Genomic DNA, 22,235 nt, shown 5'->3' on the forward strand with positions numbered 1-22,235 from the left:
GGCCGTGCTGCCAGGGCTTCATCAGAAATCCAGCTCTGCGGCAACGATGAGGCGACCGTTGGATCATCGTGCCGAGGGCTGGGTGAGCCCACCGGGCTTCAGGCGGTGGAGGAGGCCATGGGCCGTTGCGTTGCCTTCGATCTGCTGGACATGCTGAAACTTGCCAACCTCCCATTGAAGCAGTCCACCCACGCGTGCATGGTCACGGCGTCCGGCGACTCCCACGGGAGTGCTTGTCCGCCTCGGAGAGTTCGGCGCGGGCGCGGTCGGTGAGACCGTCGGCGCCGCATTTGGCGGCGACCTCCATTCCTCGGGACAGCTGGGTGGCGGCCCGGGTCAGGTGGCCGGAACGGCGCAGCATGGTGCCGTGATCGGTGAGGGCGCAGGCGAGGTCGTACGCGGCGGGGGACCGTTCGAGGTGAGCGATGGCGTCGCTCAGCAGGTCGAGTGCTTGTGGGCCCTCGGTGATCTGGGCGGCGGTGTGCAGAGCTTGGCCGATGGCGCTGGGGGTACCGAAGGCGCGGGCGCGGGCGAGGGCCTGGTGTGCTTGGGCGCGGGCCTGGCTGGGGTGGTGGGAGGCCTGGGCCTGGGCCAGGTCGAGTTGCCATCGGCACCAGGAGGGGTTGTGCATCCCGCGAGATTCGAGGTCCCGCCCGGCGTCGGAGAGGAGCGCCGCCGCCTGCCGGGCCCGCCCGCGGGCCAGGAGGAGTTGGCCGATCGCGGTTTGCAGATCGGGCAGGACAGAGGCCTCAGGGGGCGGTGGTCCGCCGTCGGTGTGCGCTTCGGTGAGCGCTTGAGCCCCCTCGATCTGCCCGCGGGCGAGCAGGATTTGCGTCAGGATGCCGACCGCGTATCTTTCCGCGGGACCCCCTTTGGTCACCCGGGTGGCCAGTCGCAGGCCGGTGCGCGCGAGGGCCTCTGCCTCGTGGAGCCGTCCGCACCGGAAGCGGACGTAGCCCAGAAGGGTGTGGACGAGCGAGAGGTGGGTTCCGCGCCAGCCGCGCCGCTCGAACTCGGCCATGCCTTGTGCGAACAGCTCCGCCGAACGGTCGGGCTGATCGCAGTTCATATAGAGGAGGGCGACGATCGTCGGCACCTCGAAACCGAAGTCCTCGTGGGCCCAGGTGAGACCGGGGCTCAGTGCCTTGTCCGCGTAGTGCAGGGCGGTGGCGGCCGATTCGGATCGCATGACGGCGTCCGCTGCCCGTAGGCCCAGGATCTGCTGTTCGGCTCTGCTGCGCCCGGTGAGCCGCTCGGCCAGCCTGGCGAGCCGGCGCGAGCGGAGGTGCGCGTTCTTGCTGTCGGCGTGGAGGCCGCCCCACAAGAGGTGTTCGGCCTGCATCCGCAGCCGGGAGTCGGCGCTGTTGGCCCGCCGGGCCGCGGAGGCGACGAGCTGGGCGGCTTCGGGGAGCCGGTTGGTGTGGGCGAGGGCTTGAGCGAGGCGGCAGGTGACGGCCTCACGTAGCGCGGGATCGATCGCGGGTTCGTCCAGAGCCCGGGTGAGGTGGTTGACGGTCGCTGTGGGGTCGTTGAACAGCGCGGAGCAGCCGAGTTCGAAGAGAAGGGCGGCACGGTCCTCGGTGGCGGGAGGCTCACGCAGGGCCCGGGCCAGACAGCGGCGAGCCGCGTTGGGAGCGCCGGTACGAAGGTGATCGCGGGAGGCGGTGCGCAGCTGGCGAACGACCCAAGGGTCGCCCCCGGGATGGGTCTCCAGCAGGTGGCGGGCCGCGGTGGTGGCGCCAGAACCGGCATCAAGGAGAGCCGTGGCGGCCTGGCGGTGCATCGCGGCGCGCGCGGCGGCCGGGATCGCCCGGTACACGGCGGAGGCGATCAGCGGATGAAGGAACTGCAGCGCGTGGACAGTGGGCATCCCGGAGCCGCCGGTCTCCGCCAGGTCTCTTGCATCGCCTGCCAGGATGCGCGCGATGCGCATCCGGTCGGCGGCGTCGCGGGATTCCTGAGTCGACAGCCCGGCCACATGCGCGGCGAGCGCCAGCGATGCCTCGGTTCCGAGTACGGCGACAGCCCACGCGAGACGGACCGTGGGGGCGCCGAGCCGCTCCATGCGTGCGATCAGCCCATTGCTCTGGACGGCCGAAATCAGATCCCGCATACGGGGGACGTTCTCCCTTCGCGGTTCCAGGCCCTGGTCACTGACCGCGGCGGCGAGTTCCACTGTCTCGAACGGGCTGCCCCCGGTGATCGCCCAGCATGCGCGGCAGAACGCGTCGTCCGCGTCGGCTCCCAGCCGGTCGCGTACCAGCAGACTGACCGCGTCGGAGGTGAGAGGCGTCAAGGAATGCGGCCGTGAGCCGTGGCGCTCGGCGAGACGGCTGACCGCCGCCCTCTCGTAGGTGAGTTCTTCCGGTCGGTAGGTGACGACGATCAGTATCGGCAGCTGTGCGACGCGCGGAGCGAACGCGGTCAGCCAGTCCAGGGATTCCCGATCGGCCCAGTGTGCGTCGTCGAGCGCAAGGAGCACGGGCGCACGGCGCACGACCACGTGCGTCACGGCCCAGTCCAGACCGTCGCGCACACCATGTGGGTCCGGGGACCATGAGTCCTGCGTCGACTGAGTTGGCTGATCCGCCGTCAGGCCGAGAGCTCGTCCGACGATGCCGTACCACCCGCCCAGCACATTCTCCAGAGGCTCCCCATCGAAGGTGGAAAGGACAGGCTGGAGCAGCTGCCGTACGACGTGGAACGGCAGGTGCTGCTCTTGCTCACTGCCACTGGCGCATAGCACCGTGCACCCCCGTGCGGCGGCCCGACGTCGCACCGTGGAAAGCAAGGCGGTCTTCCCCAGCCCCGCGGCTCCCGCATAGGCGAGCAAGCCGCCGCATCGCATCCTTGAGGTCTCGCCGGTAGGTGCGCAGAGCTCTTCCAATGCCTTGTCGGCAGCGGCGAGTTCGGCCTCGCGTTCCAGCAATGGCCAGCGGAGACGGCCTCGTCGGTACGGTGCCTTGGCCGTATCCGCCATGCCCACCCCTCCACCAATCCGAGTGCATTGCTTCGTATAAGATTGTGACATTTCGGTGATTACCCGGGCTACAGGTTCAGCCGATCAAGTGAACTGACCGGTTCTTTTCCGGCTGATTCCTCACTAGTGCTCTGACCGAGAAGGTTCACCGGGGCGCAGGTGAGGGCGAGTGGATGGGGCCGCAATCTGGTCGGGCATGCATCCGCCACTGCGAAAACTGTTGGACACGCCCTGGACTCTTTACGACGATTCCCGCTGTGACAGACAAAGCCGAGCGCCGGACCCCGGCCCCCACGAGCCCGAAGTCCGTGCGATTTGTTGAGTTATCGAGCACGGCCATGATCGCGTTGCTGAAGGACGACCTGGCTCGCGCCAGCGCCGAGGCAGGTGTCGCTCTCACCGAGTACTTCGTCACCGACACGGCAAAGTGGGTGTGGCAGTATCGGGTCAATCAGCTGGCCTCGGACCCGGCGTGCGCGGGGTGGCTCACTCAGATCGTGGTAGCCGAGCCGGAAGGCGCCGTCGTGGGGCATGCCGGGTTCCATGGGCCGCCGGATGAGGCGGGAATGGTGGAGCTCGGTTACTCGGTGGTCCCCGTCTACCGCCGTCAGGGCTACGCCAGGGCGATGCTGACCGCGTTGGTGCACCGGGCCGCTGCCGAAGCCCGAGCCAGGACCGTGCGGGTGACGATCAGTCCTGACAACACCGCCTCCCTGGCCACGATTTCCGGGTTCGGCTTCGTGGAGGTCGGGGAGCAATGGGACGAGGAAGACGGCCTCGAGCTCATATTTGAAGTTCCTGTCTGATCAAACTGCTACTGGAAGCGACCGACCTCCCCAGCGGATGCCTCTCTCGCTGCGGATGCGGGCGCGTTCCTTGCACTGGGCGGCGCGAACTGCAACACCGACACACCAGCGCCAGCCGGGCCGGCCCTGAACACGACGACGGCCTGCACTACCCCAACGGGGTCGTACAGGCCGTCGTCACGCAGGCCCCAGATTTACCAACAGCGTCTGATCGGGGAGGGGCTTCGAACTCGGGCGCCGCATCGGCCGTCAGGATGCCTGCATCGCCGAGCACCAGGAGGTGGCCGCGGCCAATTGTGCGACCCGGCGGTTGAGAAGCGCGCAGCGTCGGGAAGGTACGGCAGGTCGGTGTTGGTAATGTCATTACGGGGCGCCTTCCTCTGCGATTCTCCCGGCAGCGTGTTGGAGGTCAGCGGTGCGTGCCGGGTCGAGGCTGCTCCGGGGTACGAGCTGGGGCTTGACTGTGATCATGACCAGCGCCGCGAGCAGGGCCGGTGCAGCGAACGCCAGGGCCGCCGACGAGACGCCGCCGGCCGTGGCGACGAAGTACCCCCCGTAGGCCGGGCCGACGATGGAGCCGATACGCCCGGCGCCCCCTGCCCAGCCGAGGGCTGTGGCCCGCATATCCGGCGGATAGAACTCGGCGATGTGCACCTGCAGCAGGTTCTGTGCTGTCCCGATGCCGAACCCGGCTACGCCGACCGTGGTCAGCAACACCGGCAAGGCGTCCGTGACGGCCAGCGCGGACAGGCCGAAGCCGCTCAGCATGCCGCCGAGAATCACCATGGGCTTAGCGCCGACGCGCTCGGCGATCGCCGAACTGATCAGCGTGCCGACGATCGAGCCGCCGGTGTAGACCAGCAGGAAGGTGAGCGAGGCCTTCAGACCGAATCCCGCCTGGCTCATCAGTTTCGGCAGCCAGGTCGTTGCGCCCCACAGATTCACCAGCTGCAGTGGTGCGACGACCCACAGAGTCAGCGTGGCCCAGCGCATCGGCGGCGAGAGGAGACGTCGAACCGTGCCCGCGGCCGCGCTGGAAGCCCGGCCCGTGCGTCCCCGCGACGGGGACGACGCCGGCTCCCGAACGAAGGCGATCGCGAGCGGAACGGTGATCAGCAGCGGGAAGCCGCCGATCAGGAAGACCGGTCGGAAGCCGTGGCTGTCCAGCGACCACAGAGCCACGAAGGCGGCCAGCGCCGTGCCGACACCGAGACCGGTGAGCACGAGGCCGATGATGCGAGCCCTGTAATGACGCGGCGCGAATTCAGCGGCCAGTGAGACGGAGACCGGAATCACCCCACCGAAACCGAGACCGCAGATGAACCGTCCGGTGGCGAACACCTCCAGGTTGGGCGCGATCCCGCACAGAATCATCGCCAGGGAGAACAGGACGAGTCCGCCGATGAACAGGCGCCGTCGGCCGAAGACGTCCGTGAGAGTCCCCGATACGACGGCCCCGATCAACGCGCCGACCAAGGCCAGGCTGCCGACGATGCCCGCGGTCTCGGTTGTCATGCCCCACGGCTGCGGGCCGATCAGCCTGGGCAGCGCCGCACCGTACGACGCCATGTCATAGCCGTCGGCTAGGAGGCCGAGCCAGCAGACGAGGATGACCAGCCCACGCCTGGCCGTCGAATATGTGGGGTCCACGTTGACCTCCGGATGGGGGTGAAATCTCTCAGATGGGGGTGGAACCTCTGCGCGCGCGTGGCAGCCACCTCTCCGTCCCGGTCGGGGCACACCGGGTAGATGGCTTCGTGTTGCTGAGGAGGATTTCCGCGAAGTGTTCGACTGTGCCGCTGTTGCCGAGCGGTCGGAGCATCACCGTTGCACCACGGCGTCCTGGCGCGCCGTTTTCGTGAGGCTCGCAGTTCTCGCGTGGGACACGGACGAGCAACCCCGTATGGAGGCTGTATCGAGTTCCGGCGCGCGTCGCGGCTCCGGCTACAGCACTCTGTGGCGCTCGTGAGGCAGGTACCGCACGCCGACCAGGATCGGTCAGCTAGGGCACGGGCCTATTGGTTCAGCGATCAGATGTGTGGAACTGGTCCTGGTAGTAACCCACCACCCGAAGCTTGTCCGGGTCGCGGCCAGAGTGCCGCGGCCACCGCCTTGAGCGGATGGGAGCGACAGTAGACCGCACGACACCTGGCGGCAATACATTGTGCATAATCGCTTGCCGATTGTTGGCCGGGCTACTGTCGCTGCCACACACAAGGTTGTGATCGGCCGCTGCCCGGAGGTTCTGCGGCCTCCTGAGGCGCCATCCCGCCGGTCACGTGAGCTTCGGGCCCTTCATACAGCCCATAACCGAACGCGACCTCTGAGTCATCTGGCGGAGACGGCCCACATCATGGAGATCGGCTTCGGTGGCACGGATCGTCAGGCCCGCCGGGTGCCGCACGACCAGCCGTGTCGGCCCCTGCACGGCATGCGGACCTGGCACTCAAGAGGCACTCGGCGTCAGCTCGGGGACGGCGGCACCCGACGCCACCGCGGGCGGCATCCTGGCTCCACAGTCGGTTCCAGGGTGTCCGGCCGAGGCGATCTGTACCCCTTCGGCCCGCGGAACCGCGCCAGCTGGATGTATTCGGGTCAGCGCGCGCTGAGGCGAGTGGCCGGCGCCATCGCGTCCTCGACGATCCGGACAGTGCCCTGGCCGATCGTCGGGAAGGCCGGATACGCCGCGTCGCCGGGTGGTACCACACGGCCGCCGTGCCGTCTTCTGAGCGAAGCCCGCTCGGTGAGCCCGACCAGGAAGGTCTCGTCGCCCGCGTCGACGACCGCTCGCATCGGCCGCTCCCACCGGCGAACGACCACCGTGGATCGGTCGCGCCAGCCGATCATGTCCACCGAAGCAGCATCGCCGGCTCCGCCTCCCGCTACGTGTGCTCTCACACCGTCAGAGCGGCACACCCGAACTCAGCCGAGGACGACGATGACCGTCCACGACGCCGATCCCTGGCTCGCTCGCTACGGGCCGGGCCAGCAGGCCACCATCACACCCGAGCACAACGACATCCTGACCGCCTTCCGAGCCACTGTGAAGCGCACTCCGGAAGCCGACGCCATCCGCTACTTCGACGGCCGGATCAGCTTCCGGGAACTCGACGGGCTGACCGACGCGTTCGCCGCCGGAATCGCCGACGCGGGCTTCAGCCCCGGCGAGCGGGTGGCGATCTTACCGGCACACCCAAAGGCACGGGCCGCGACAACCTCGTTCTGCCCTCGGTGGCGAACCTTCCTGACGCGCCCCGAGCCCACCCGCCGCGCCCAGGTGGAACGCCACCTTGACCACGCGCACGTCGGCTGGATCGGCCCCTGGGGGATGGGGACGCGTTCTCCTACTGGTTCCACAGCCCTGTCCTGCTTATCCAGTACGACAATCACCCCGGGGTCTTCCTGGACAACGACGAGCCCGAGCCGTTCACGTCCACGCGATCGTCCGTACCCCGAACGGCGGTGACTACGGCAAGGATCTGCTCCGTCAGCACTACACCCGGCACCGGCCCTGACACCGACAGGAACGCCGGAAGCGGCCCGCCGGTAGGAGCCCGAAGAAGGCGGAGGCGAAACCGCTGGCGAGGCCGGTCAGGGCGTGATTGACGGCGCTGTCCGGCACAGCGACGAACGCGTCGTTGACCAGGCCGCTCAGCACCGCGCCGATCACTCCGCCGAAGAGGCCTGAGTTCAGCGAGACGCGCACGACGGGGACGGGAGTGAGGCACTCGCGCATCGGCCAGGGATGGTCCTGCGCCGTTGACGTGCCGGATCCCGCTCACAGGAAGAGGTCGGTTTCGAGGCCGTCCTCGGTGGCGCCGTCGTGGAGGTAGCGCGAGAACTCGCGGACACCAGCGGCCCGCAGCACGTCCTCGTCGACGTAGCACTGGCCGTTGGCCTCCGAGGCCGGGAGAGCCAGGATGACGGCGGCTGCGTCAGCCATGATCCCCGGCCGGCGAGAGGCCCGCATGCCGCCGTCGCCGCCGACGACGTTCTGCACGGCGGCGGTCGCGACGAGGGTCCGTGGCCACAGGCAGCAGGCCGCGATGCGCTGGTCCCGGTACTGCTCGGCGACGCCGAGGGTCAGCATGGTCATCGCGTACTTGCTGACGGTGTACGGCGCGTGGCGGGCCAGCCAGCGGCGGTCGAGATTGAGGGGCGGCGAGAGAGTGAGGACGCGTGGCGCCGACGACTTCAGGAGGTACGGCAGCGCGGCCGTGGTGAGGACGAAGGTGCCGCGTGCGTTGATGTCCTGGATCAGGTCGTAGCGCTTGAGCGGCAGCTCACCGATGCCGGTGAGGGCGATGGCGGAGGCGTTGTTGACGAGGATGTCGATTCCGCCGAAGCGGGCGACGGTCCTGGCCACGGCGTCGTTGACGGTGTCGTCGTCGCGGATGTCGCCGACGATCGGCAGGGCCTGGCCGCCGGCGGCTTCGATCTCCGCGGCGGCGGTGTGGACCGTGCCAGGCAGACGAGGGTCGGGGTTGTCGGTCTTGGAGATGAAGGCGATGTTCGCGCCGTCTCGCGCAGCGCGGACAGCGATGGCGAGGCCGATCCCGCGACTGCCCCCGGACATCAGCACGGTGCGGCCGGCGAGAGGTTGCTGTGAGGACATGGGCGTCCTTCCCTGTGAAACGGAAGAGCGATTGCGAACCGCTCGGAACGTCAGATGACTGAGGCGACAACGACTGGACGTCCTGCTGGCCCTGCCGCAGGCCGACCCGGTGCCGCTCCGGGACCGAGGAACATCGGGTGATCGGCCGCGGTGCATTCCATCCGGCGTTGGTCGAGGTGAAGGTGATCACGGAACGCCGGACTCACGGAGGCCTCCGTCCTCCCGGGATCGGCCTCACACGGTGACCGGGCGTCGCTTGACGCCCGACGAGGTGCCACATACCTTGCCATTGGACTTCACAGTGGTCCAGTGGTCCGCATTACGGACCAAAGGCGGTCGGCCGGGTTTCCGGGAAGTCGACACAGGGATCCGATCATGAACTTCGATCTGTTGCGCCGCAGGGACCTGGACTTCCTGCTCCACGAGTGGCTGAACGTGTCGGCTCTGACGAAGGCCCCGCGCTTCCGCGATCACTCCCGTGAGACCTTCGACGCGGCGCTCGATCTGTCCGAGAACCTGGCGCGCCGGGAATTCCGATCACACAATCGCGCGAGCGACCTCAACGAGCCGAGCTTCGACGGTTCGCGCGTGCGGATGATTCCCGAGGTCGGGCGGGCGCTTACTGCCTTCGCCAGGAGTGGTCTGCTGGCCGGCACAGCGGACGAGCGTCTGGGCGGCATCCAACTGCCTCATGTGGTGCACCGCGCCTGTTTCGCCTACTTTCAGGCCGCCAACATCGCGACCGCCTCCTACCCGATGCTGACCATGGCGAACGCGAACCTTCTCATCGAGCATGGCAGCGCCGGCCAGGTACGCGATTATGTGGTCCCCATGTTCGAGGGCCGGTTCTTCGGGACCATGTGCCTGTCGGAACCGCATGCCGGGTCGTCGCTGGCCGACGTCACCACCCGGGCCAGGCCCGATGCCGACGGCCGCTACCGGCTCTTCGGGCAGAAGATGTGGATCTCGGGAGGTGATCACGAACTCGGCGAGAACATCGTCCACTTGTTGCTCGCCCGCGTCGAGGGTGCCGAACCGGGCGTCAAAGGCCTGTCCCTGTTTGTCGTTCCCAAGTTCCTGACCTCGGAACACGACGGCCCCGAGCGGAACGACATCGCGCTCGCCGGACTCAATCACAAGATGGGTTACCGGGGAATCACCAACACTCTGCTGAGCTTCGGCGAAGGCGCCTTCCGTCCCGACGGCGAGGCGGGCGCCGTCGGATACCTGGTCGGCGCGGAAAACCGTGGCCTCGCGTACATGTTCCACATGATGAACGAGGCCAGGATCGGCGTCGGAGCCGGTGCGGCCGCCCTGGGCTGCACCGGTTACCTCCAGGCGCTCGACTACGCCCGTACCCGTACGCAAGGACGGCAGCCAGGCCGCAAGGACCCGTCCACGCCCCAGTCGCCGATCGTCGAGCACGCGGACGTGCGGCGCATGCTCCTGGCCTCCAAGTCCTATGTGGAGGGGGCCATGGCACTGGTGCTGTACGCGGCCAGGCTCCTCGACGAGAGCACCACAGCTGCGGACCACGCGGCACGAGCCGACGCGATCAGGCTGCTGGACGTGCTGACGCCGATCGTCAAGAGCTGGCCGTCGCAGTGGTGCCTGAGCGCCAACGACCTGGCGATCCAGATCCACGGCGGCGCCGGCTACACCAGGGATCACGACGCCGAACAGTTCTACCGCGACAATCGGCTGAATCAGATTCACGAAGGGACGCACGGAATCCATGCCCTGGACCTCCTCGGGCGCAAAGTTGTCGTCGACTCCGGTGCAGGCCTCGACCTGCTCGTGACCACGATGCGCGAGGCGGTTGGGAGAGCGCCCCACGGCCTCACACCGTGGGCCGCTCAGCTGTCCGCTCGCATCGATCGGCTGGTCACAGTCACCAGGGCGTTGTGGCGAGACGGCGACGCCGAACGCGCCTTGGCCAACGCGACCCTGTACCTCGAAGCCGTCGGCCACATCGTGATCGCCTGGATGTGGCTCGAACAGGCTGTCGTCGCGAATGGCCACTCCGGCACCTTCTATGCGGGCAAGCACGCCGCGGCGCGCTACTTCTTCACGTACGAACTGCCACGCGTCGACGCCCAACTGGACCTCCTCGCCGAGCGCGACACTCAGCTGCTGGATCTCGACACCGACGTGCTCTGACGACCGGGACCGCGCAACCGGGGCCCCGGCCTGCGCCTGACCACGGGACCGGCCACCTCGTCAGATCACCGGCCTCGGTAGACCGCTTTGCCGGGACCGTCACGGAGGAAGGAGGCGATGCCGTCGCGCAGGTCGTTGGTGGCGAACAGCGCACCCGAGACGGCCGGCACCGCGTCGTCCGCGGCACGCACACCGTCGCGCCCCGCGGTCGCGATCAGCTGCTTGGTGGCGGCATGCGCGCATGTGGGGCCATCGGCGAGGCGGCGCGCGTGCTCCCGTGCGGCCTCGCCGAAACCCTCGTCGGGAAGGACGCGGTTCACCACGTTCCATCGCTCCAGAGTGGCCGCCGTGAAACGCTCCCCGGTGTAGATCAGCTCACGCGCCCTGGCCGGCCCGGCGCGCTGGGCCAGCCGCTGCGGTCCGCCCATCGACGGCGTCAGCCCCACGACGGTCTCCACCAGCCCGAACGACGCGGACTCCGCAGCGAGAAGGATGTCGCACGCCAGGGCGATCTCGAACGCCGCGGTGAGGGTGAGGCCGTGCGCGGCGAACACCGTCGGCACCGGCAGGTCCTCCATCCCCTGCGTGATACGCAGCAGCCGTTTCCACTGTGCCCCGGCCCGTTCGACCGGGCCGAGGCTCTCGGCGATCGCGGCGAACAGCGCCACATCGACCCCTCCGGACACGACCTTGCCCCGCGCCTCGACGAGTACAGCCCTGGCGCGACGGGAGTGCGTCGGGTCCGTGAGGGTGTGCAGCTCGTCGACGACCCCCTCCCACGCGGCGAGCACCTGCTCGTCGAACAGATTCAGAGGCGGCCGGTCGAGTACGACGACAGCGACGTCGCCGTCGTGGTGCAGCTGCACAGGCGTTGTGATGGTGATCATCCCTTTCACCTCGACTGGTTGGCAGACGTCAAGAGCGTCAATCGGGCGGCTCCCGGATACGCTGCGGCACCGCGCCCCGGCATCCGCGACGCGCGGCCCCCGCACTACTCGGGCAGCAGCGCCGCAGGGGACACCCCACGACGCGCGGGCGGATCGCCGTTGTCCAGGAAGGTGCCGATCGCCCGGCGGAAGTCGCCGGGGGAGACCGTCGGCGGACGCGGGGCCGGAGTGGTCCGTCCAGCCAGACGGGTGGCGTGTTTGGCGGCGCGTACCGCCTCGGGGGGCAGCGCGAGGATCCGCTTCAGCAGGCCGGTGGCCGCGCCCTCGAGGTCGGTGTCGGGGAAGGCCCGGGTGGCCAGGCCGCAGCGGGCCGCCTCCGCCCCGTCCAACAGGGCACCGGTGTAGAACAGTTCGCGGGTCAGAGACGGTCCGATCAGCTCGGCCATCCGGGCGGCGAACCGCACGCTGGGCAGAATTCCGAGCCGTACGACGGGCATGCCGATGCGGCCGGATTCGGCGATGTAGAGAAGGTCGCAGGCCAGGGCGAGCTGGCAGCCCGCTCCGGCGGCGGCACCGCGAACCTCGGCGAGGACGGGGACCGGGCAGTGTTCGATCGCCGTGAAGGCCGACTCCATGGCCGTGAAGGACTCCTCCACGGCGGCCTCGGCCGCGTCGCGCCACTCGGTGAGGTCCGATCCGGCGCAGAAGTGCCGCCCCCGTCCGCGGATGACGACGGCGCGGGTCGCAGGGTCCCGGCCGACGCGTTCGACCGTGTGCGCCAGCTCGGTCCACGCCGAGGTGGGCAACGCGTTGCGCCGACGGCCGTCGCCCACGACGATGCGGGCGACGCCGCCCTGTGCCGTCAGTTCGACGAGAGCGGTCACAGCGGGGCGCCGCCGGTCGGGGGTGTCCGCGCGTAGGGTGTACGGCGTGTCGTCCATGGCGCTCAGCGCCCTCCGTCGGTCAGGCGGGTGGTGCGCCAGGCCGCGATGGTCAGCCGGACCGGGCCGGTGCCCATGTGCCCGCCGGGGAACATGCGCACGGTCTTCGGGTCGCCGTAGCGCAGGCTGAGGTAGCTGTCCTCGGAGCTGTTCTGCAGGTCGTCGGTGCCATTGACGAGCAACAGCGGCGCCGACGTGCGGTCCAGGACGCCCTGATCGAGCAGGGACAGCGCGGGGCAGGAGGCCACACAGTCCTCGAAGGTGCTCCCGCCCAAGATGCGTTCGCGGGCGGCCATCAGGTCCATGAGATACGAGGCGGCGTTGCGGGACTTTTCCTGCCACTCGGGCTGGAAGGTGATGTGCACCCCACCGCCCCAGTTGACCGCCGCGGCCAGATGTTCGTGGTGGGTGTGCGCGAGCTTCATCGCCCCGTACCCGCCGAAGGACATCCCCAGCGCGGCGATCACCGCCGGGGGGCGTTGCCGACCACGGGGGCGGGCCACGTGGAAGGTGAGGCTGTCGCCTTCGCCCTCGCGTCCCGCGAACGGCACGGTGACCTGTTCGAGCGGAGGGTCGTCCAGGGCGGTGGCCCGCTCGGCGCATTCCGCCGCAGTCGCGGTCCAGTGCCCGGCCCAGGCGACCGGGTCGGTGCCCGGCAGGGTGTCGATGGTCCGCGCGGCGGCATCGGGATCCACGTCGGCGAGCGGGTGGCGCCGGGCGGTGAGGTGCTCGCGCGGCCACCGCTGGGCGTCGGGGAGCCTACGGGTCAGATCGGGACTCATGTTCACGCCCGCCTTCCCATTGCCTCGGAACTGCGGCGCTGGAGACGGCGCGCGCTGCGTCGTGGCGGTCCGCGCGTTCAAGCGCGGGCACTCGGACCGCTCGGCGCACAACGTGGTGCGGGTCGGCCAGTTCATTCTGGGGGTACATGTGAACCTCGGGGAGTGTTCCCGGTCAGGAAAACGCAGGCGCCGGCCTTGCGCATGGGGCGGCCGTATCCCGCACTCGGAGGCCCGGGCGGCAGGTCGAGCGTGCTCACCTGCCGCCCTCCGAGTCGCAGTCGACGGTCGTACTCCCTGCGTACCCCTCGGCCGCGCACGATTCGGCGAGCCCGATGGCGGCGGGGCCGACTGGAGCGGGCGGAGTGATCGCAGTGAGAGCAAGGACGGGTCGCGTGGTGTCCTGCGGCGTCAGCCGATGGCGCCGGACTCGGTGAGTGAGGTCAGTTCGATGTCGCCCACCCCGCAGTCGAGCAGGATCGCGGTGGTGTGCTCGCCGAGGACCGGTGGCGCGTCCCGGACATCGGGGGGTGTGCCGGACAGTTTGATCGGTGAGGCGAGCACCCGGACGGGGCCGGCCTCGGTGTGCTTGACGTCGCGGATCATCTCCCGGGCGACGACCTGCGGATGGGCCAGGGCTCCGGCGACGTCGTTGATCGGTGCCACGGGCACCCCGGCGGCGCCGAGCACGCGAACCCAGTGTGCGGTGGGCCGCCGGGCGATGGCCTCGTCGATGAGGGCCAACAGGTGGGCCCGATTGCGGACCCGGTCCGGATTGGTGGCGAACCTCTCATCCTTGGCAAGGTGACCCAGTCCGACGGCGTCGGCGAAGGCGTGCCACAGGCCGTCGTTGCCGGCCGCGACCATCACATGGCCGTCCGCGGTGCCGAAGGCCTGGTAGGGGACGATCGTGGGGTGGGCGGAACCGTACCTCGGAGGTGTGTCCCCGGTGGCGAACCAGCCCGCGGCGACGTACGACAGCCAGGCGATCTGCGCGTCCAGCAGTCCGATGTCCACCCACTGGCCCACGCCGGTGTGCCGTCGGCTGTGCAACGCGGCCAGGATGCCGACGGCGGCGAACATCCCGGCGCTCAGATCCGCCCCCGCCACCCCGAACCTGACCGGGGGGCCGTTTGGTTCGCCGGTGATGCTCATCATGCCGCTCAGCGCCTGTGCGATCGCGTCATAGCCGGGGGCGTCGCGGTACGGGCCGCTCTGCCCGTAGCCGCTGATCGATGCGTACACCACGCCCGGATTGGCGGCGGCCACCTGGTCGTATCCCAGCCCGAGGCGCTCCGCGGTGCCGGGCCGGAAGTTCTCCACGACGACATCCGCCTCACCGGCGAGCCGCTGGACCACCGCCCGCAGCCGGGGGTGCTTGAGGTCCACCGCGCAGGAGCGCTTGTTGCGGTTGGCGCTCAGGAAGTACGACGCGTCCGCGCCCTGGAACGGCGGACCCCACATCCGGGTGTCGTCGCCGCGCCGCGGTTCCTCGATCTTGATGACGTCGGCGCCGAGGTCGGCCAGCATCATCGTGCAGTACGGGCCGGACAGGATACGGGACAGGTCCAGGACCTTCAGCCCCCTCAACGCCCCCCGGTGGACCTGCCACGCAGAGCCGTGTCCGGTGTCGTCGGGCATGGCGCCGGCCGTCACGAGGCCTCCCCGAGGACCGTATGGGTGCCGAACGTCCGCCGGTGGTAGGTCAGCGGCGCGCGATCGGTGCTGTCGGCGGCCACCACGTCGGCGAGCACCAGGAGGTGGTCGCCGCCCTCGATCACTTGCGCGACCCGGCAGCTGACGAACGCTCCCGCGTCGGGAAGGCGCGGCAGACCGCTGTCGGGACGCCAGGCGACGCCCGCGAATTTGCCCGACCCGCCCTTGCGGGCGAAGTTCGCCGCGAGACCGGCTTGTTCGCGGCCGAGTACGTTGACGCCGAACTCGCCCGTCTCGTGGATGACTTGGAGCAACTGCGAGCCCCGGTCGAGCGCGACCACGACCATGGGCGGGGCCAAGGACAGCGATGCGAAGGCACTCACGGTGGTGCCGTAGGGAAGTCCGTTCCGCCGGGCCGTGATCACCGTGACGGGGGCGCACACGGCCGCCATGGCCTCACGGAACGCCTCCTGCGGAGAGTCGGCGACCTGCGTGTGGGTGGTCATGGGTTGATGACCGTGCTCTTGTGGTCGACCAGGAACTTCGGGCCGTGGGTGAGGAAGTCCCCCACGACGTCCGAGAACGCCTCCGGCCGGTCGCCTTTCAGGTCATGTGCAGCGCTGTACACGAGCATGAAGTAGCAGTTTTGGATCGCTTCCTTGTAGTGACGGCCCTCATCGGGGGAGATGACCCCGTCCTGCGTTCCGAACAGGACGAGAACCGGCTGCTCCAGCGACGTGAGTCGCTCGACGAGGTTCTCGTCCCGGTCCGGCCCCATGATCTTGGTGACCAGGTCCCAGTTCGGGGGCAGCGCCAGCTGGAAATCGGCGAGCCACGGCTTGCGTTCGGGGTGTGCGTGGAAGGCGCGGATGTAGACGTCGCGGTCGCTGAGCATGGCGGCCGGGCGGGTGGTGTCGGCGCGGAACGCCGAGGGTGCTTCGAGTACGACGGAAGTCACCTGCTCGGGGTGGTCTACCGCCCACCACAGCGCCACGATTCCGCCCATCGACGTGCCCATGACGGAGTACGTCTCGATACCGAGCGCGGCCATCGCGCTCGCCACGGTGGTCGCCATCTGGCGTCCGTCGGCGGTGCGCGTGTTGGGTTCGGACTGGCCGAAGCCGGGAAGCTCGAACGCGATCACGCGCCGGTCGCGCGCCAGCAGTTCGAGGGCCGGCCCGGCGGCGTAGTCCGCGGGGCCTCCGGCGCCGTGCACGACGGCAAGGGGTTCGCCCTCCCCGCCTTCGTAGTAGCGGATCCGGAAGCCGTCGGCGTCGACGAAGTGCTCCTGGAAGCCGTTGAGTTCCGGTGCGGTGGTGGTCATCGTTTCCTCCTTCTGGACGCGGTCAGACGGTGGCGGCGTGGACGGTGGTGGGCAGCTTCTGGACCTCGGGCAGGACCTCGCGGCAGAAGAGTTCGAGGTTCTTGGTCGCCAGTTCGGCGGGGAGCCCGAACCCGCCGAAGCTGAAGTCGATCGCGCCGACGCCGAGTTCGTGGTATTCGCGGATGGCCTCGATGACCTGGTCGGGCGTGCCGATGAAGCGCGGGAGCCCCCAGTTCTGCTTATTGACCAGCTCGGCGGTGACGCCCGCGCCCGCGTACCCGGAGGCGTTGACCTCCGCCATCAGGCGCTGGGCGCCGGAGGTCGGCGGGCGGAAGAAGTCCATCGCACCGAAGCCGTACTGCGTGCACTCCTCACGCGCACGCTCCTCGGTGTCCGACACATACACGAAGTTCCGGTACAGCACGTTCGCCGGCCCCACGGTGCGACCGAGGGCCGCGTTCCCGGCTCGGTACCGCTCGACGGACTGCGCGACGGTCTTGGGGCTGCCGTAGCTGATCGCTATGTCGCCCGTCATGGCGACGGCGAAGTCGACCGAGTCCAGGCTGTTGCCCGACAGCAACACCCGGGGGCCGGCCGGGTCCAGGAACTTCGGCCACACGGCGATCGTCCGGAAGCGGTGGTGGACGCCCTCCCAGCCGAAGGGCTCCGGCTCCCGCCAGGCCCGGAGGATGAGCTGGACGCTCTCCTCCCACACGGCGCGGGACTCTGCCGGGTTGCTGAAGTAGGTGAGGTACTCGTTCGGTGTGCCGCGCAGCAGCGCGACCGCGTAGAGTCGGCCGCCGCTGATCATGTCCAGCTGCGCGACCTCCTCGGCGATCCGCACCGGGTTGTTCATCGGCAGGTTGGGGCCGAGGAGGGCGATCCGCGCGTTCTTCATCCGCGGCGCGAGCGCGGCGGCGGCCACGTGCGCGTTGGGCTCCAGGTGCGGACCGCCGTAGTGGTGCTCGGAGACGGTGACGAAGTCGATGCCGAGGTCGTCGGCCCGCTCGTACAGCGCCATCCCGGCCTCGTGCGCCTTGCGCGCCAGATCCGCGTCCCAGTACCGGGGCCGGCGTGGCCAGCCATGCGGCATCTGGGGGTTTTGATAGTCGGTGCCACCGAAGATCCCGATCTCCATGATGTGGCTGTCCTCTCCACGTAGCGACGCTGCCCGTGTCCCGGCAGTGCCGGAGGAATGTGGACGTTGCTCATCGGCAGAGCCCGAAGCCGCACTGAGAACCTGTGAACTGCGAGGCGGCAAGACCGTGGGCGCCGTTAACAGATGGCAACGCCGTCGTAACGGCGACAGTAGACCTGCGTGTGCACTAGTAGCAAGGCATTATGCATAATCGATTTTTGAGAAGTTCTGGGCAGACGACTATGCATAGTCGTCTTGCCCGGAGAGGCGAGGGCGACCTAATGTCGCTGGCATGCACACCAATGACCAAGACGCGCCGGAGGCGCGTCGCGTGCTGCCGGCGCAGGGTGGCGTGGCATGACGACGACAGGTCGGCGAGCCCGGCGGCTGACCATCGCGAGCATGATCGCCGAGGAGCTGCGCGTCCGGATTCTCTCCGGGGAGATCCCTGCAGGAGCACGGTTGCAGCAGAACGACGTGGCGCGCGAGTTCGATGTCAGCAGCACGCCGGTACGGGAGGCATTCGCCGAACTCCGACGGCAGGGACTGGCCACGAGCATCGAGCATCGCGGGGTGCGGGTTGTGAGGCCCACTCTGGCCGATGTGCTCGAAGCCTCGGAGGTGGAGGAGCTTCTCGAGGGCCCCTGCATCGCTGCGTCCGTACCGCTGCTGACCGACGAGGAACTGGCCGACGCCCGGCGTCGGCTGGACGAACACCGAGGGGTCCCCACCGACGAGGTGCGGCGCAGGGTCGAGCTGGACGCGGCCTTCCACCTGTCGCTGCTCGTCCGGTGCCCCAACACGAAACTCAGGACCCTCGCGGAAGCGGCGCACCGGGACACCAGTACGTACCGGCTGATGCTCTCCCCGGTCGGTCACATCGGAGAACACTTCGTGGAGATCATCCACGAGCAGCACGAGGCGATCTACGCCGCCTGCGCCGACCGGGACGGCGAGCTGGCCGCCGCTCGCACGGTCGATCACATCCGCTGGGGCGGCCAGGTCTCCAGGGAGATCCTCGGGTGATGCTCCGCGTGAGTGTTCGTGCACCGGCCTTGGCGAGTTGGCCGTCTGTGGAGCCGGTTACCGACATGAGGCCGCCACAGTCCGGCCGGAGATCCTCGTAGCCCAGGACCAGGTCGAAGGGGATCGGCCTGTGGTCCGGTCCCATCCGGCGTGCGCGCAGGGTGTCGCCGGTGGTCGGCTCGATCTTGAGGACGTCGGCGCCCAGGTCGGACAGGATGGTCGTGCAGTACGGGCCGACCAGGGCCCCGGTCGGTGCCGGGTTCGGCGGGATGCGTGGTCATCGTCATGCACTGCCCTCCGCCGGGTCGATCAGCCGCATGTGTCGGTCCGCAATTCGGACCAATGGACCAGATTGAGGACCTGTGGCAGAGTCTGATTCCACATCCCGGCAACGTCAAGCGATAGCGTTCCGGGCCCCGCTGGACGCGAGGGACACGCCGGGACGAAGCGAGCCGACCGGGTTCGCGTTGACCATTTCGGAGGCGGCATGGCCGGCGACTTCCGCGATCACCTCTACCCTCTCAACCATCCACGGCTGTCCGAGTACCGGTCCTGCGACCCGTACTCCTACGTCGACGCGCTGCGACGCAACCCGCAGTTCGACGAAGTGCTGTCGGAGTGGAGCTCCCTGTTCGAGACCACCGAGTTCCAGGGCATCACCACGGACGGCCGACCGGTGCGGGGTCTCTTCGGGACGGACCACGACGAAGGGGGTCCGGCCGCCCCGGCCGCCGACGCCGCCCGAGCTCTGATGGAAGCCCTTGGTCCCCAGGACCGCGAACGCGTCCAGCACCCGCTCGACAGCCGTGTGTGGCGGGCCTGGATGAACCCGGAGATCTACCTCAACCGCTTCGGCCTCCGGCTGGAGGAGGTGGACGAGGACGTGCGCAAGCGGGTGTTCGAGCTCATCGCGACATGCCTGAGCCCGACCGGCTACCGGAGGGTGCGGGATGTCATGACCGTCAACGGGTTCCTTGGTGAACTCGTCGACCTGCCCCAGCTCCTCAACGAGCACAGCTACAACATCAACATCTTCGGCACTCCTTCGCCGACCAAGCCGTGGGGATGGAACCTCTGGGGACACCATCTGGCCGTCAACTGTCTGCTGATTGGCGGCCGACAGGTACTCACCCCGGTCTTCTTCGGCTCCGAACCGAACACGATCGACACCGGCAGGCACGCCGGACTGTCGCTCTTCGACGAGCAGGAGTGCGCGGGCCTTGCTTTCGTACAGACTCTGACGGGCCGCCAGGCCGATCGGGCGGTGCTGTACCACCGGAAGCGGGACCGGGGGATGCCGCCCGCACGTCTTCACCCCGGCGACGAACTGCATCTCGGCGGTGCCTTCCAGGACAACCGGGTCATCCCCTACGAAGGGGTCCGCGGCACGGAACTTGCCCCGGCTCAGCAGGAGGCACTGATCGACCTGGTGGCCCTCTTCCTGGACTACCAGCCCGACGGTCCGCGCCAGGCGCGGATGACGGACGTCCGCCGTCACATCGACGACACCCGCTTCTGCTGGATCGGCGGGCGCGGCGACGAGGACCCGTTTTACTACCGGGTGCAGAGCCCGGTCATCCTCGTCGAGTTCGACCACCACGCCGGCGTCTTTTTGGCGAATAGCGAACCCGAGAAGTTCCACACCCACACCATCGTGCGGACACCGAACGGCAACGACTACGGCGCCGAACTGGTCCGACGGGCGACCGGCTCCCCACATCGGCTCGACGGCCCTGTCTAGCTAGTGGTCGCCCAGCTCCCCCGGGCCCGGACTCTGGCGCTTCAGGCCGGGCTGGTGCTGCCCCTGCTGTGGCGGCGGCGCAGGCCCTGGCGGCGTTCGGCGCCGTCACCGTCGTATTCCTGCTGCAGTGGTCGCTGGATGTGGCGCTGCGCGCGGACATCGCCCTGCTCATCGCCCTGTACAGCCTGGCCCTGCACGGGCGGCTGCGGCTGCTGCCGTGGCCTGCGCGGTCACGGTGGGCGGCACGTGCTGGTCGCTGTACACCTGTCGTCGGCCGTGTCCGTCTGGTACGCGCTGTTCTTTCTGCTGAGCGCGGCGGTCGCGGCCCTCGCCCTCGGACTGGTGGTGCGGATCCGCCGGGCCCAGCTTGCCGGGCTGCGGGAGCGGGCGGCCCAACTGGAGGTGGAGCGCGACCAGCGCAGCCGACTGGCGACCGCCACCGAGCGGGCCCGTGTGGCCCGAGAGATGCACGACATCGTCGGCCACAACCTGTCCGTCATCATCACCCTCGCCGACGCCGGCGCGTATGCCACCAACCTCGCCCCCGAGCGTGGCAAGGAGGCCCTCCAGCTCATCGGCGACACCGGCCGCACGGCGCTCGGCGAAGTGCGGCGCGTGCTCGGTGTGCTGAGCGAGGCCGCCGACAACCCGTCGGCGGAGCCGAGGCCGAGGACCTGCGGCTGGGCTCGCTCACCGAGCGGGAGATCCTGCTCGCCATCGGCAAGGGCTGGACCAACGGCAACGGTGAGATCGTCGCCCACTTCGTCCTGTCCGAGTCCACCGTCAAAACCCACGTCGGCCGCGTCCTGGCCAAGATCAAAGCGCGGGACCGCATCGAAGCCGTGATCTTCGCCTACGACCTCGGGCTCGCCCGGCCCGGCAACGGCTGAGGCGCCTCGCACTCACCGCGAAGGGGGGCTGCAGCCAAGCGAGTCCAGGATGCCCAGGCGTTCGGCGGCGGTGCAGCCGCGGCCGGTGAAACGAACGAAATTGCCGCCGGTACGGCGCTCGGGAACCCGCTCGACGCTCAGCAGCAGCCAGGCCGGAGGCCTTGCAGATCTGACTCGCACCCGGCGAACGTTGGCCGAGGTAGCTTCCCGGCTTCCCTCGGCTCACCCCTGACCGCGTCGCGCGCCCCGGGCTCCGGTACCGGGTGACGCTCGCGCCGCCGTCTCCGCGCGCGGCGAACATCGTGGCCGCCGGCCCAGGCAAGGCTGCTCGCACTCCGCGTCGACACGGCATTCCTCATCCGCTGTGCGCAAGATCCCCGACAGAGCCGAATCGCATGACCGTCGGCACTCGGAATTCCGTCGGAGCGGATCAGTCCCCGACCAAGCCTGGAATCACGGTAGGTCGGCGTCGGTCGGCAGGGCGATGGCGATCGCTTCTGCCGCCAGGCGGACCTTCTCACCGTAGGACTTGAGGAGTTCGGGCAGCATGCGGCTCGTGGGGCCCGAGATCGAGAGAGAGGCGATCGGTCTGCCGTAGCCGGGACGGATCGCGGCGCCGACGGAGACGACTCCCTCCTCGAGCTCCTCGCGACAGACCGCGAATCCGGCCTCGACGATCCCCCGGAGATCGCTGCGCAGTCGCTCGGGGTCGGTGATCGTGTGTGGGGTGACAGCCTCGAGTCCGCCCTCGATGTAGGCATCGACCTCACGTGTGGACAGGGCCGCGAGCAGGGCCTTGCCGTTCGAGGTGGCATGCAGCACCGCCCTGGCGCCGAGCGGCGCCACGGCGCGGACGGGCTGAGGACTGTCGACCCGTTCCACGAGGACGACCTCACGGCCCGCGGGCACCATGAGGTGCACTGTTTCGCCGACTTCGGCGCCCAGGTCCCGCATCGTGGGCAGCGCGGCGGGCCGCAGCCCGCCACGGGCACTGACGGCACTGCCGACCACGAAGGCGCGTACTCCGACCTGCCACCGGCCTGTCGCCGTCTCCTGCTCGATCCAGCTGGCCTCCGCGAGCGCCGCCAGGCTGCGTTGGACCGTGGTCTTGGGCAGGCCCAGGGTGCGGGTGAGAGCACTCAGCCCGATGGGCTGGTTGACCGCGACGGCCTCCATTACCTGCAGCGCAGTAGCGACGCTCCGCATTCTCCTGCCTTCGTTCCTTCGTCTCCCGGCGCTCGGCAGCGCCTCTCTGCGCGATGGTCGCACACGGCGGGGCCATCGACCCGTAC

General features: G+C 69.1%; 18 protein-coding genes and 3 pseudogenes. 7 read left to right on the forward strand and 14 right to left on the reverse strand.

All coding sequences use genetic code 11. From position 1 onward, the window contains the following. Positions 1–202 precede the first annotated feature (202 nt). Entirely contained in the window at positions 203–3,031 is a 2,829-nt protein-coding gene (locus JK363_RS33525; RefSeq protein WP_307821967.1) for an ATP-binding protein, read from the reverse strand. 287 nt (positions 3,032–3,318) lie between these two features. Between JK363_RS33525 and JK363_RS33530 the strand changes: the two genes are divergently transcribed. Next, on the forward strand, positions 3,319–3,786 hold the full coding sequence (locus JK363_RS33530; RefSeq protein WP_215911531.1) for a GNAT family N-acetyltransferase: 468 nt from the start codon (positions 3,319–3,321) through the stop codon (positions 3,784–3,786). A 363-nt stretch (positions 3,787–4,149) separates the two neighbouring features. Here the strand turns inward: JK363_RS33530 and JK363_RS33535 are convergent, their stop codons facing one another. After that, positions 4,150–5,526: an MFS transporter gene (locus tag JK363_RS33535; protein ID WP_307821968.1), complete on the reverse strand. Its 1,377-nt coding sequence runs from the start codon at positions 5,524–5,526 to the stop codon at positions 4,150–4,152. Positions 5,527–6,381: 855 nt separating this feature from the next. After that, positions 6,382–6,579 carry a hypothetical protein gene (locus tag JK363_RS33540; protein WP_201881112.1) on the reverse strand — a complete coding sequence of 66 codons (198 nt, stop codon included), beginning with the start codon at positions 6,577–6,579 and terminating at the stop codon, positions 6,382–6,384. Positions 6,580–6,724: 145 nt separating this feature from the next. Here JK363_RS33540 and JK363_RS33545 point away from each other — a divergent pair, with 145 nt between their 5' ends. Next, positions 6,725–7,252, forward strand: a complete 528-nt coding sequence (locus JK363_RS33545; protein WP_201881113.1) for a hypothetical protein — start codon at positions 6,725–6,727, stop codon at positions 7,250–7,252. Positions 7,253–7,279: 27 nt separating this feature from the next. Here JK363_RS33545 and JK363_RS33550 read toward each other — a convergent pair whose 3' ends face one another. Both JK363_RS33550 and JK363_RS33555 read right to left on the reverse strand, forming a co-directional pair. Then, the gene (locus JK363_RS33550; protein ID WP_201881114.1) at positions 7,280–7,522 is read right to left on the reverse strand and encodes a hypothetical protein; all 243 of its coding nucleotides are present in this window, start codon (positions 7,520–7,522) and stop codon (positions 7,280–7,282) included. A gap of 42 nt (positions 7,523–7,564) precedes the next feature. Beyond that, positions 7,565–8,401, reverse strand: a complete 837-nt coding sequence (locus JK363_RS33555; protein WP_201881116.1) for an SDR family oxidoreductase — start codon at positions 8,399–8,401, stop codon at positions 7,565–7,567. Between the two features lie 375 nt (positions 8,402–8,776). On the opposite strand from JK363_RS33555, the gene JK363_RS33560 reads away from it, so the two are divergent. Then, positions 8,777–10,561 (forward strand): acyl-CoA dehydrogenase, encoded by a 1,785-nt coding sequence (locus JK363_RS33560; RefSeq protein ID WP_201881118.1) that lies wholly within the window; start codon positions 8,777–8,779, stop codon positions 10,559–10,561. 65 nt (positions 10,562–10,626) lie between these two features. Here JK363_RS33560 and JK363_RS33565 read toward each other — a convergent pair whose 3' ends face one another. From JK363_RS33565 to JK363_RS33595, 7 genes are all read right to left on the reverse strand, one after another. Continuing rightward, positions 10,627–11,448: an enoyl-CoA hydratase/isomerase family protein gene (locus JK363_RS33565; RefSeq protein ID WP_201881120.1), complete on the reverse strand. Its 822-nt coding sequence runs from the start codon at positions 11,446–11,448 to the stop codon at positions 10,627–10,629. A 104-nt stretch (positions 11,449–11,552) separates the two neighbouring features. Continuing rightward, the gene (locus JK363_RS33570) at positions 11,553–12,389 is read right to left on the reverse strand and encodes an enoyl-CoA hydratase/isomerase family protein (RefSeq protein WP_201881122.1); all 837 of its coding nucleotides are present in this window, start codon (positions 12,387–12,389) and stop codon (positions 11,553–11,555) included. Between the two features lie 5 nt (positions 12,390–12,394). Further along, a complete protein-coding gene (locus JK363_RS33575) occupies positions 12,395–13,171 on the reverse strand; it encodes an alpha/beta hydrolase family protein (protein ID WP_201881124.1) in 777 nt (258 codons plus the stop codon). A 408-nt stretch (positions 13,172–13,579) separates the two neighbouring features. After that, positions 13,580–14,824 (reverse strand): CaiB/BaiF CoA transferase family protein, encoded by a 1,245-nt coding sequence (locus JK363_RS33580; RefSeq protein WP_307821969.1) that lies wholly within the window; start codon positions 14,822–14,824, stop codon positions 13,580–13,582. Continuing rightward, a complete protein-coding gene (locus tag JK363_RS33585; RefSeq protein WP_236076304.1) occupies positions 14,821–15,330 on the reverse strand; it encodes a flavin reductase family protein in 510 nt (169 codons plus the stop codon). Before JK363_RS33585 ends, JK363_RS33580 begins: the two co-directional genes overlap by 4 nt. Then, a complete protein-coding gene (locus JK363_RS33590; protein WP_201881126.1) occupies positions 15,327–16,148 on the reverse strand; it encodes an alpha/beta fold hydrolase in 822 nt (273 codons plus the stop codon). Before JK363_RS33590 ends, JK363_RS33585 begins: the two co-directional genes overlap by 4 nt. 22 nt (positions 16,149–16,170) lie before the next feature. Next, entirely contained in the window at positions 16,171–17,286 is a 1,116-nt protein-coding gene (locus JK363_RS33595) for an LLM class flavin-dependent oxidoreductase (protein WP_201881128.1), read from the reverse strand. Positions 17,287–17,643: 357 nt separating this feature from the next. Here JK363_RS33595 and JK363_RS33600 point away from each other — a divergent pair, with 357 nt between their 5' ends. Continuing rightward, the gene (locus JK363_RS33600) at positions 17,644–18,312 is read left to right on the forward strand and encodes a GntR family transcriptional regulator (protein WP_201881130.1); all 669 of its coding nucleotides are present in this window, start codon (positions 17,644–17,646) and stop codon (positions 18,310–18,312) included. A gap of 160 nt (positions 18,313–18,472) precedes the next feature. On the opposite strand, the pseudogene JK363_RS43975 reads toward JK363_RS33600, so the two are convergent. Beyond that, a pseudogene (locus tag JK363_RS43975) lies at positions 18,473–18,583 on the reverse strand (CoA transferase); the annotation flags it as partial. Between the two features lie 216 nt (positions 18,584–18,799). On the opposite strand from JK363_RS43975, the gene JK363_RS33605 reads away from it, so the two are divergent. The 3 genes and pseudogenes from JK363_RS33605 to JK363_RS33615 all read left to right on the forward strand — a co-directional run. Further along, complete coding sequence (locus JK363_RS33605; protein WP_201881131.1) at positions 18,800–20,053, forward strand: DUF3500 domain-containing protein; 1,254 nt, start codon at positions 18,800–18,802, stop codon at positions 20,051–20,053. Between the two features lie 465 nt (positions 20,054–20,518). Continuing rightward, positions 20,519–20,632 (forward strand): annotated as a pseudogene (locus JK363_RS44780) (histidine kinase); the annotation flags it as partial. Between the two features lie 77 nt (positions 20,633–20,709). Next, positions 20,710–20,943, forward strand: a pseudogene (locus JK363_RS33615) (response regulator transcription factor); the annotation flags it as partial. Positions 20,944–21,396: 453 nt separating this feature from the next. Here the strand turns inward: JK363_RS33615 and JK363_RS33620 are convergent. Continuing rightward, complete coding sequence (locus JK363_RS33620) at positions 21,397–22,149, reverse strand: IclR family transcriptional regulator (protein ID WP_268981124.1); 753 nt, start codon at positions 22,147–22,149, stop codon at positions 21,397–21,399. Positions 22,150–22,235 lie beyond the last annotated feature (86 nt).

The sequence above is a fragment of the Streptomyces coffeae genome (assembly GCF_016741875.1).
Lineage (GTDB): Bacteria > Actinomycetota > Actinomycetes > Streptomycetales > Streptomycetaceae > Streptomyces > Streptomyces coffeae.

Bases quoted from the DNA above. Each gene is read 5' to 3' on its own strand.
- JK363_RS33525 (WP_307821967.1), bottom strand. From the start codon at position 3,031: ATGTCACAATCTTATACGAAGCAATGCACTCGGATTGGTGGAGGGGTG.
- JK363_RS33530 (WP_215911531.1), top strand. From the start codon at position 3,319: ATGATCGCGTTGCTGAAGGACGACCTGGCTCGCGCCAGCGCCGAGGCA.
- JK363_RS33540 (WP_201881112.1), bottom strand. From the start codon at position 6,579: ATGCGAGCGGTCGTCGACGCGGGCGACGAGACCTTCCTGGTCGGGCTC.
- JK363_RS33545 (WP_201881113.1), top strand. From the start codon at position 6,725: ATGACCGTCCACGACGCCGATCCCTGGCTCGCTCGCTACGGGCCGGGC.
- JK363_RS33550 (WP_201881114.1), bottom strand. From the start codon at position 7,522: ATGCGCGAGTGCCTCACTCCCGTCCCCGTCGTGCGCGTCTCGCTGAAC.
- JK363_RS33555 (WP_201881116.1), bottom strand. From the start codon at position 8,401: ATGTCCTCACAGCAACCTCTCGCCGGCCGCACCGTGCTGATGTCCGGG.
- JK363_RS33560 (WP_201881118.1), top strand. From the start codon at position 8,777: ATGAACTTCGATCTGTTGCGCCGCAGGGACCTGGACTTCCTGCTCCAC.
- JK363_RS33565 (WP_201881120.1), bottom strand. From the start codon at position 11,448: ATGATCACCATCACAACGCCTGTGCAGCTGCACCACGACGGCGACGTC.
- JK363_RS33570 (WP_201881122.1), bottom strand. From the start codon at position 12,389: ATGGACGACACGCCGTACACCCTACGCGCGGACACCCCCGACCGGCGG.
- JK363_RS33575 (WP_201881124.1), bottom strand. From the start codon at position 13,171: ATGAGTCCCGATCTGACCCGTAGGCTCCCCGACGCCCAGCGGTGGCCG.
- JK363_RS33585 (WP_236076304.1), bottom strand. From the start codon at position 15,330: ATGACCACCCACACGCAGGTCGCCGACTCTCCGCAGGAGGCGTTCCGT.
- JK363_RS33590 (WP_201881126.1), bottom strand. From the start codon at position 16,148: ATGACCACCACCGCACCGGAACTCAACGGCTTCCAGGAGCACTTCGTC.
- JK363_RS33595 (WP_201881128.1), bottom strand. From the start codon at position 17,286: ATGGAGATCGGGATCTTCGGTGGCACCGACTATCAAAACCCCCAGATG.
- JK363_RS33600 (WP_201881130.1), top strand. From the start codon at position 17,644: ATGACGACGACAGGTCGGCGAGCCCGGCGGCTGACCATCGCGAGCATG.
- JK363_RS33605 (WP_201881131.1), top strand. From the start codon at position 18,800: ATGGCCGGCGACTTCCGCGATCACCTCTACCCTCTCAACCATCCACGG.
- JK363_RS33620 (WP_268981124.1), bottom strand. From the start codon at position 22,149: ATGCGGAGCGTCGCTACTGCGCTGCAGGTAATGGAGGCCGTCGCGGTC.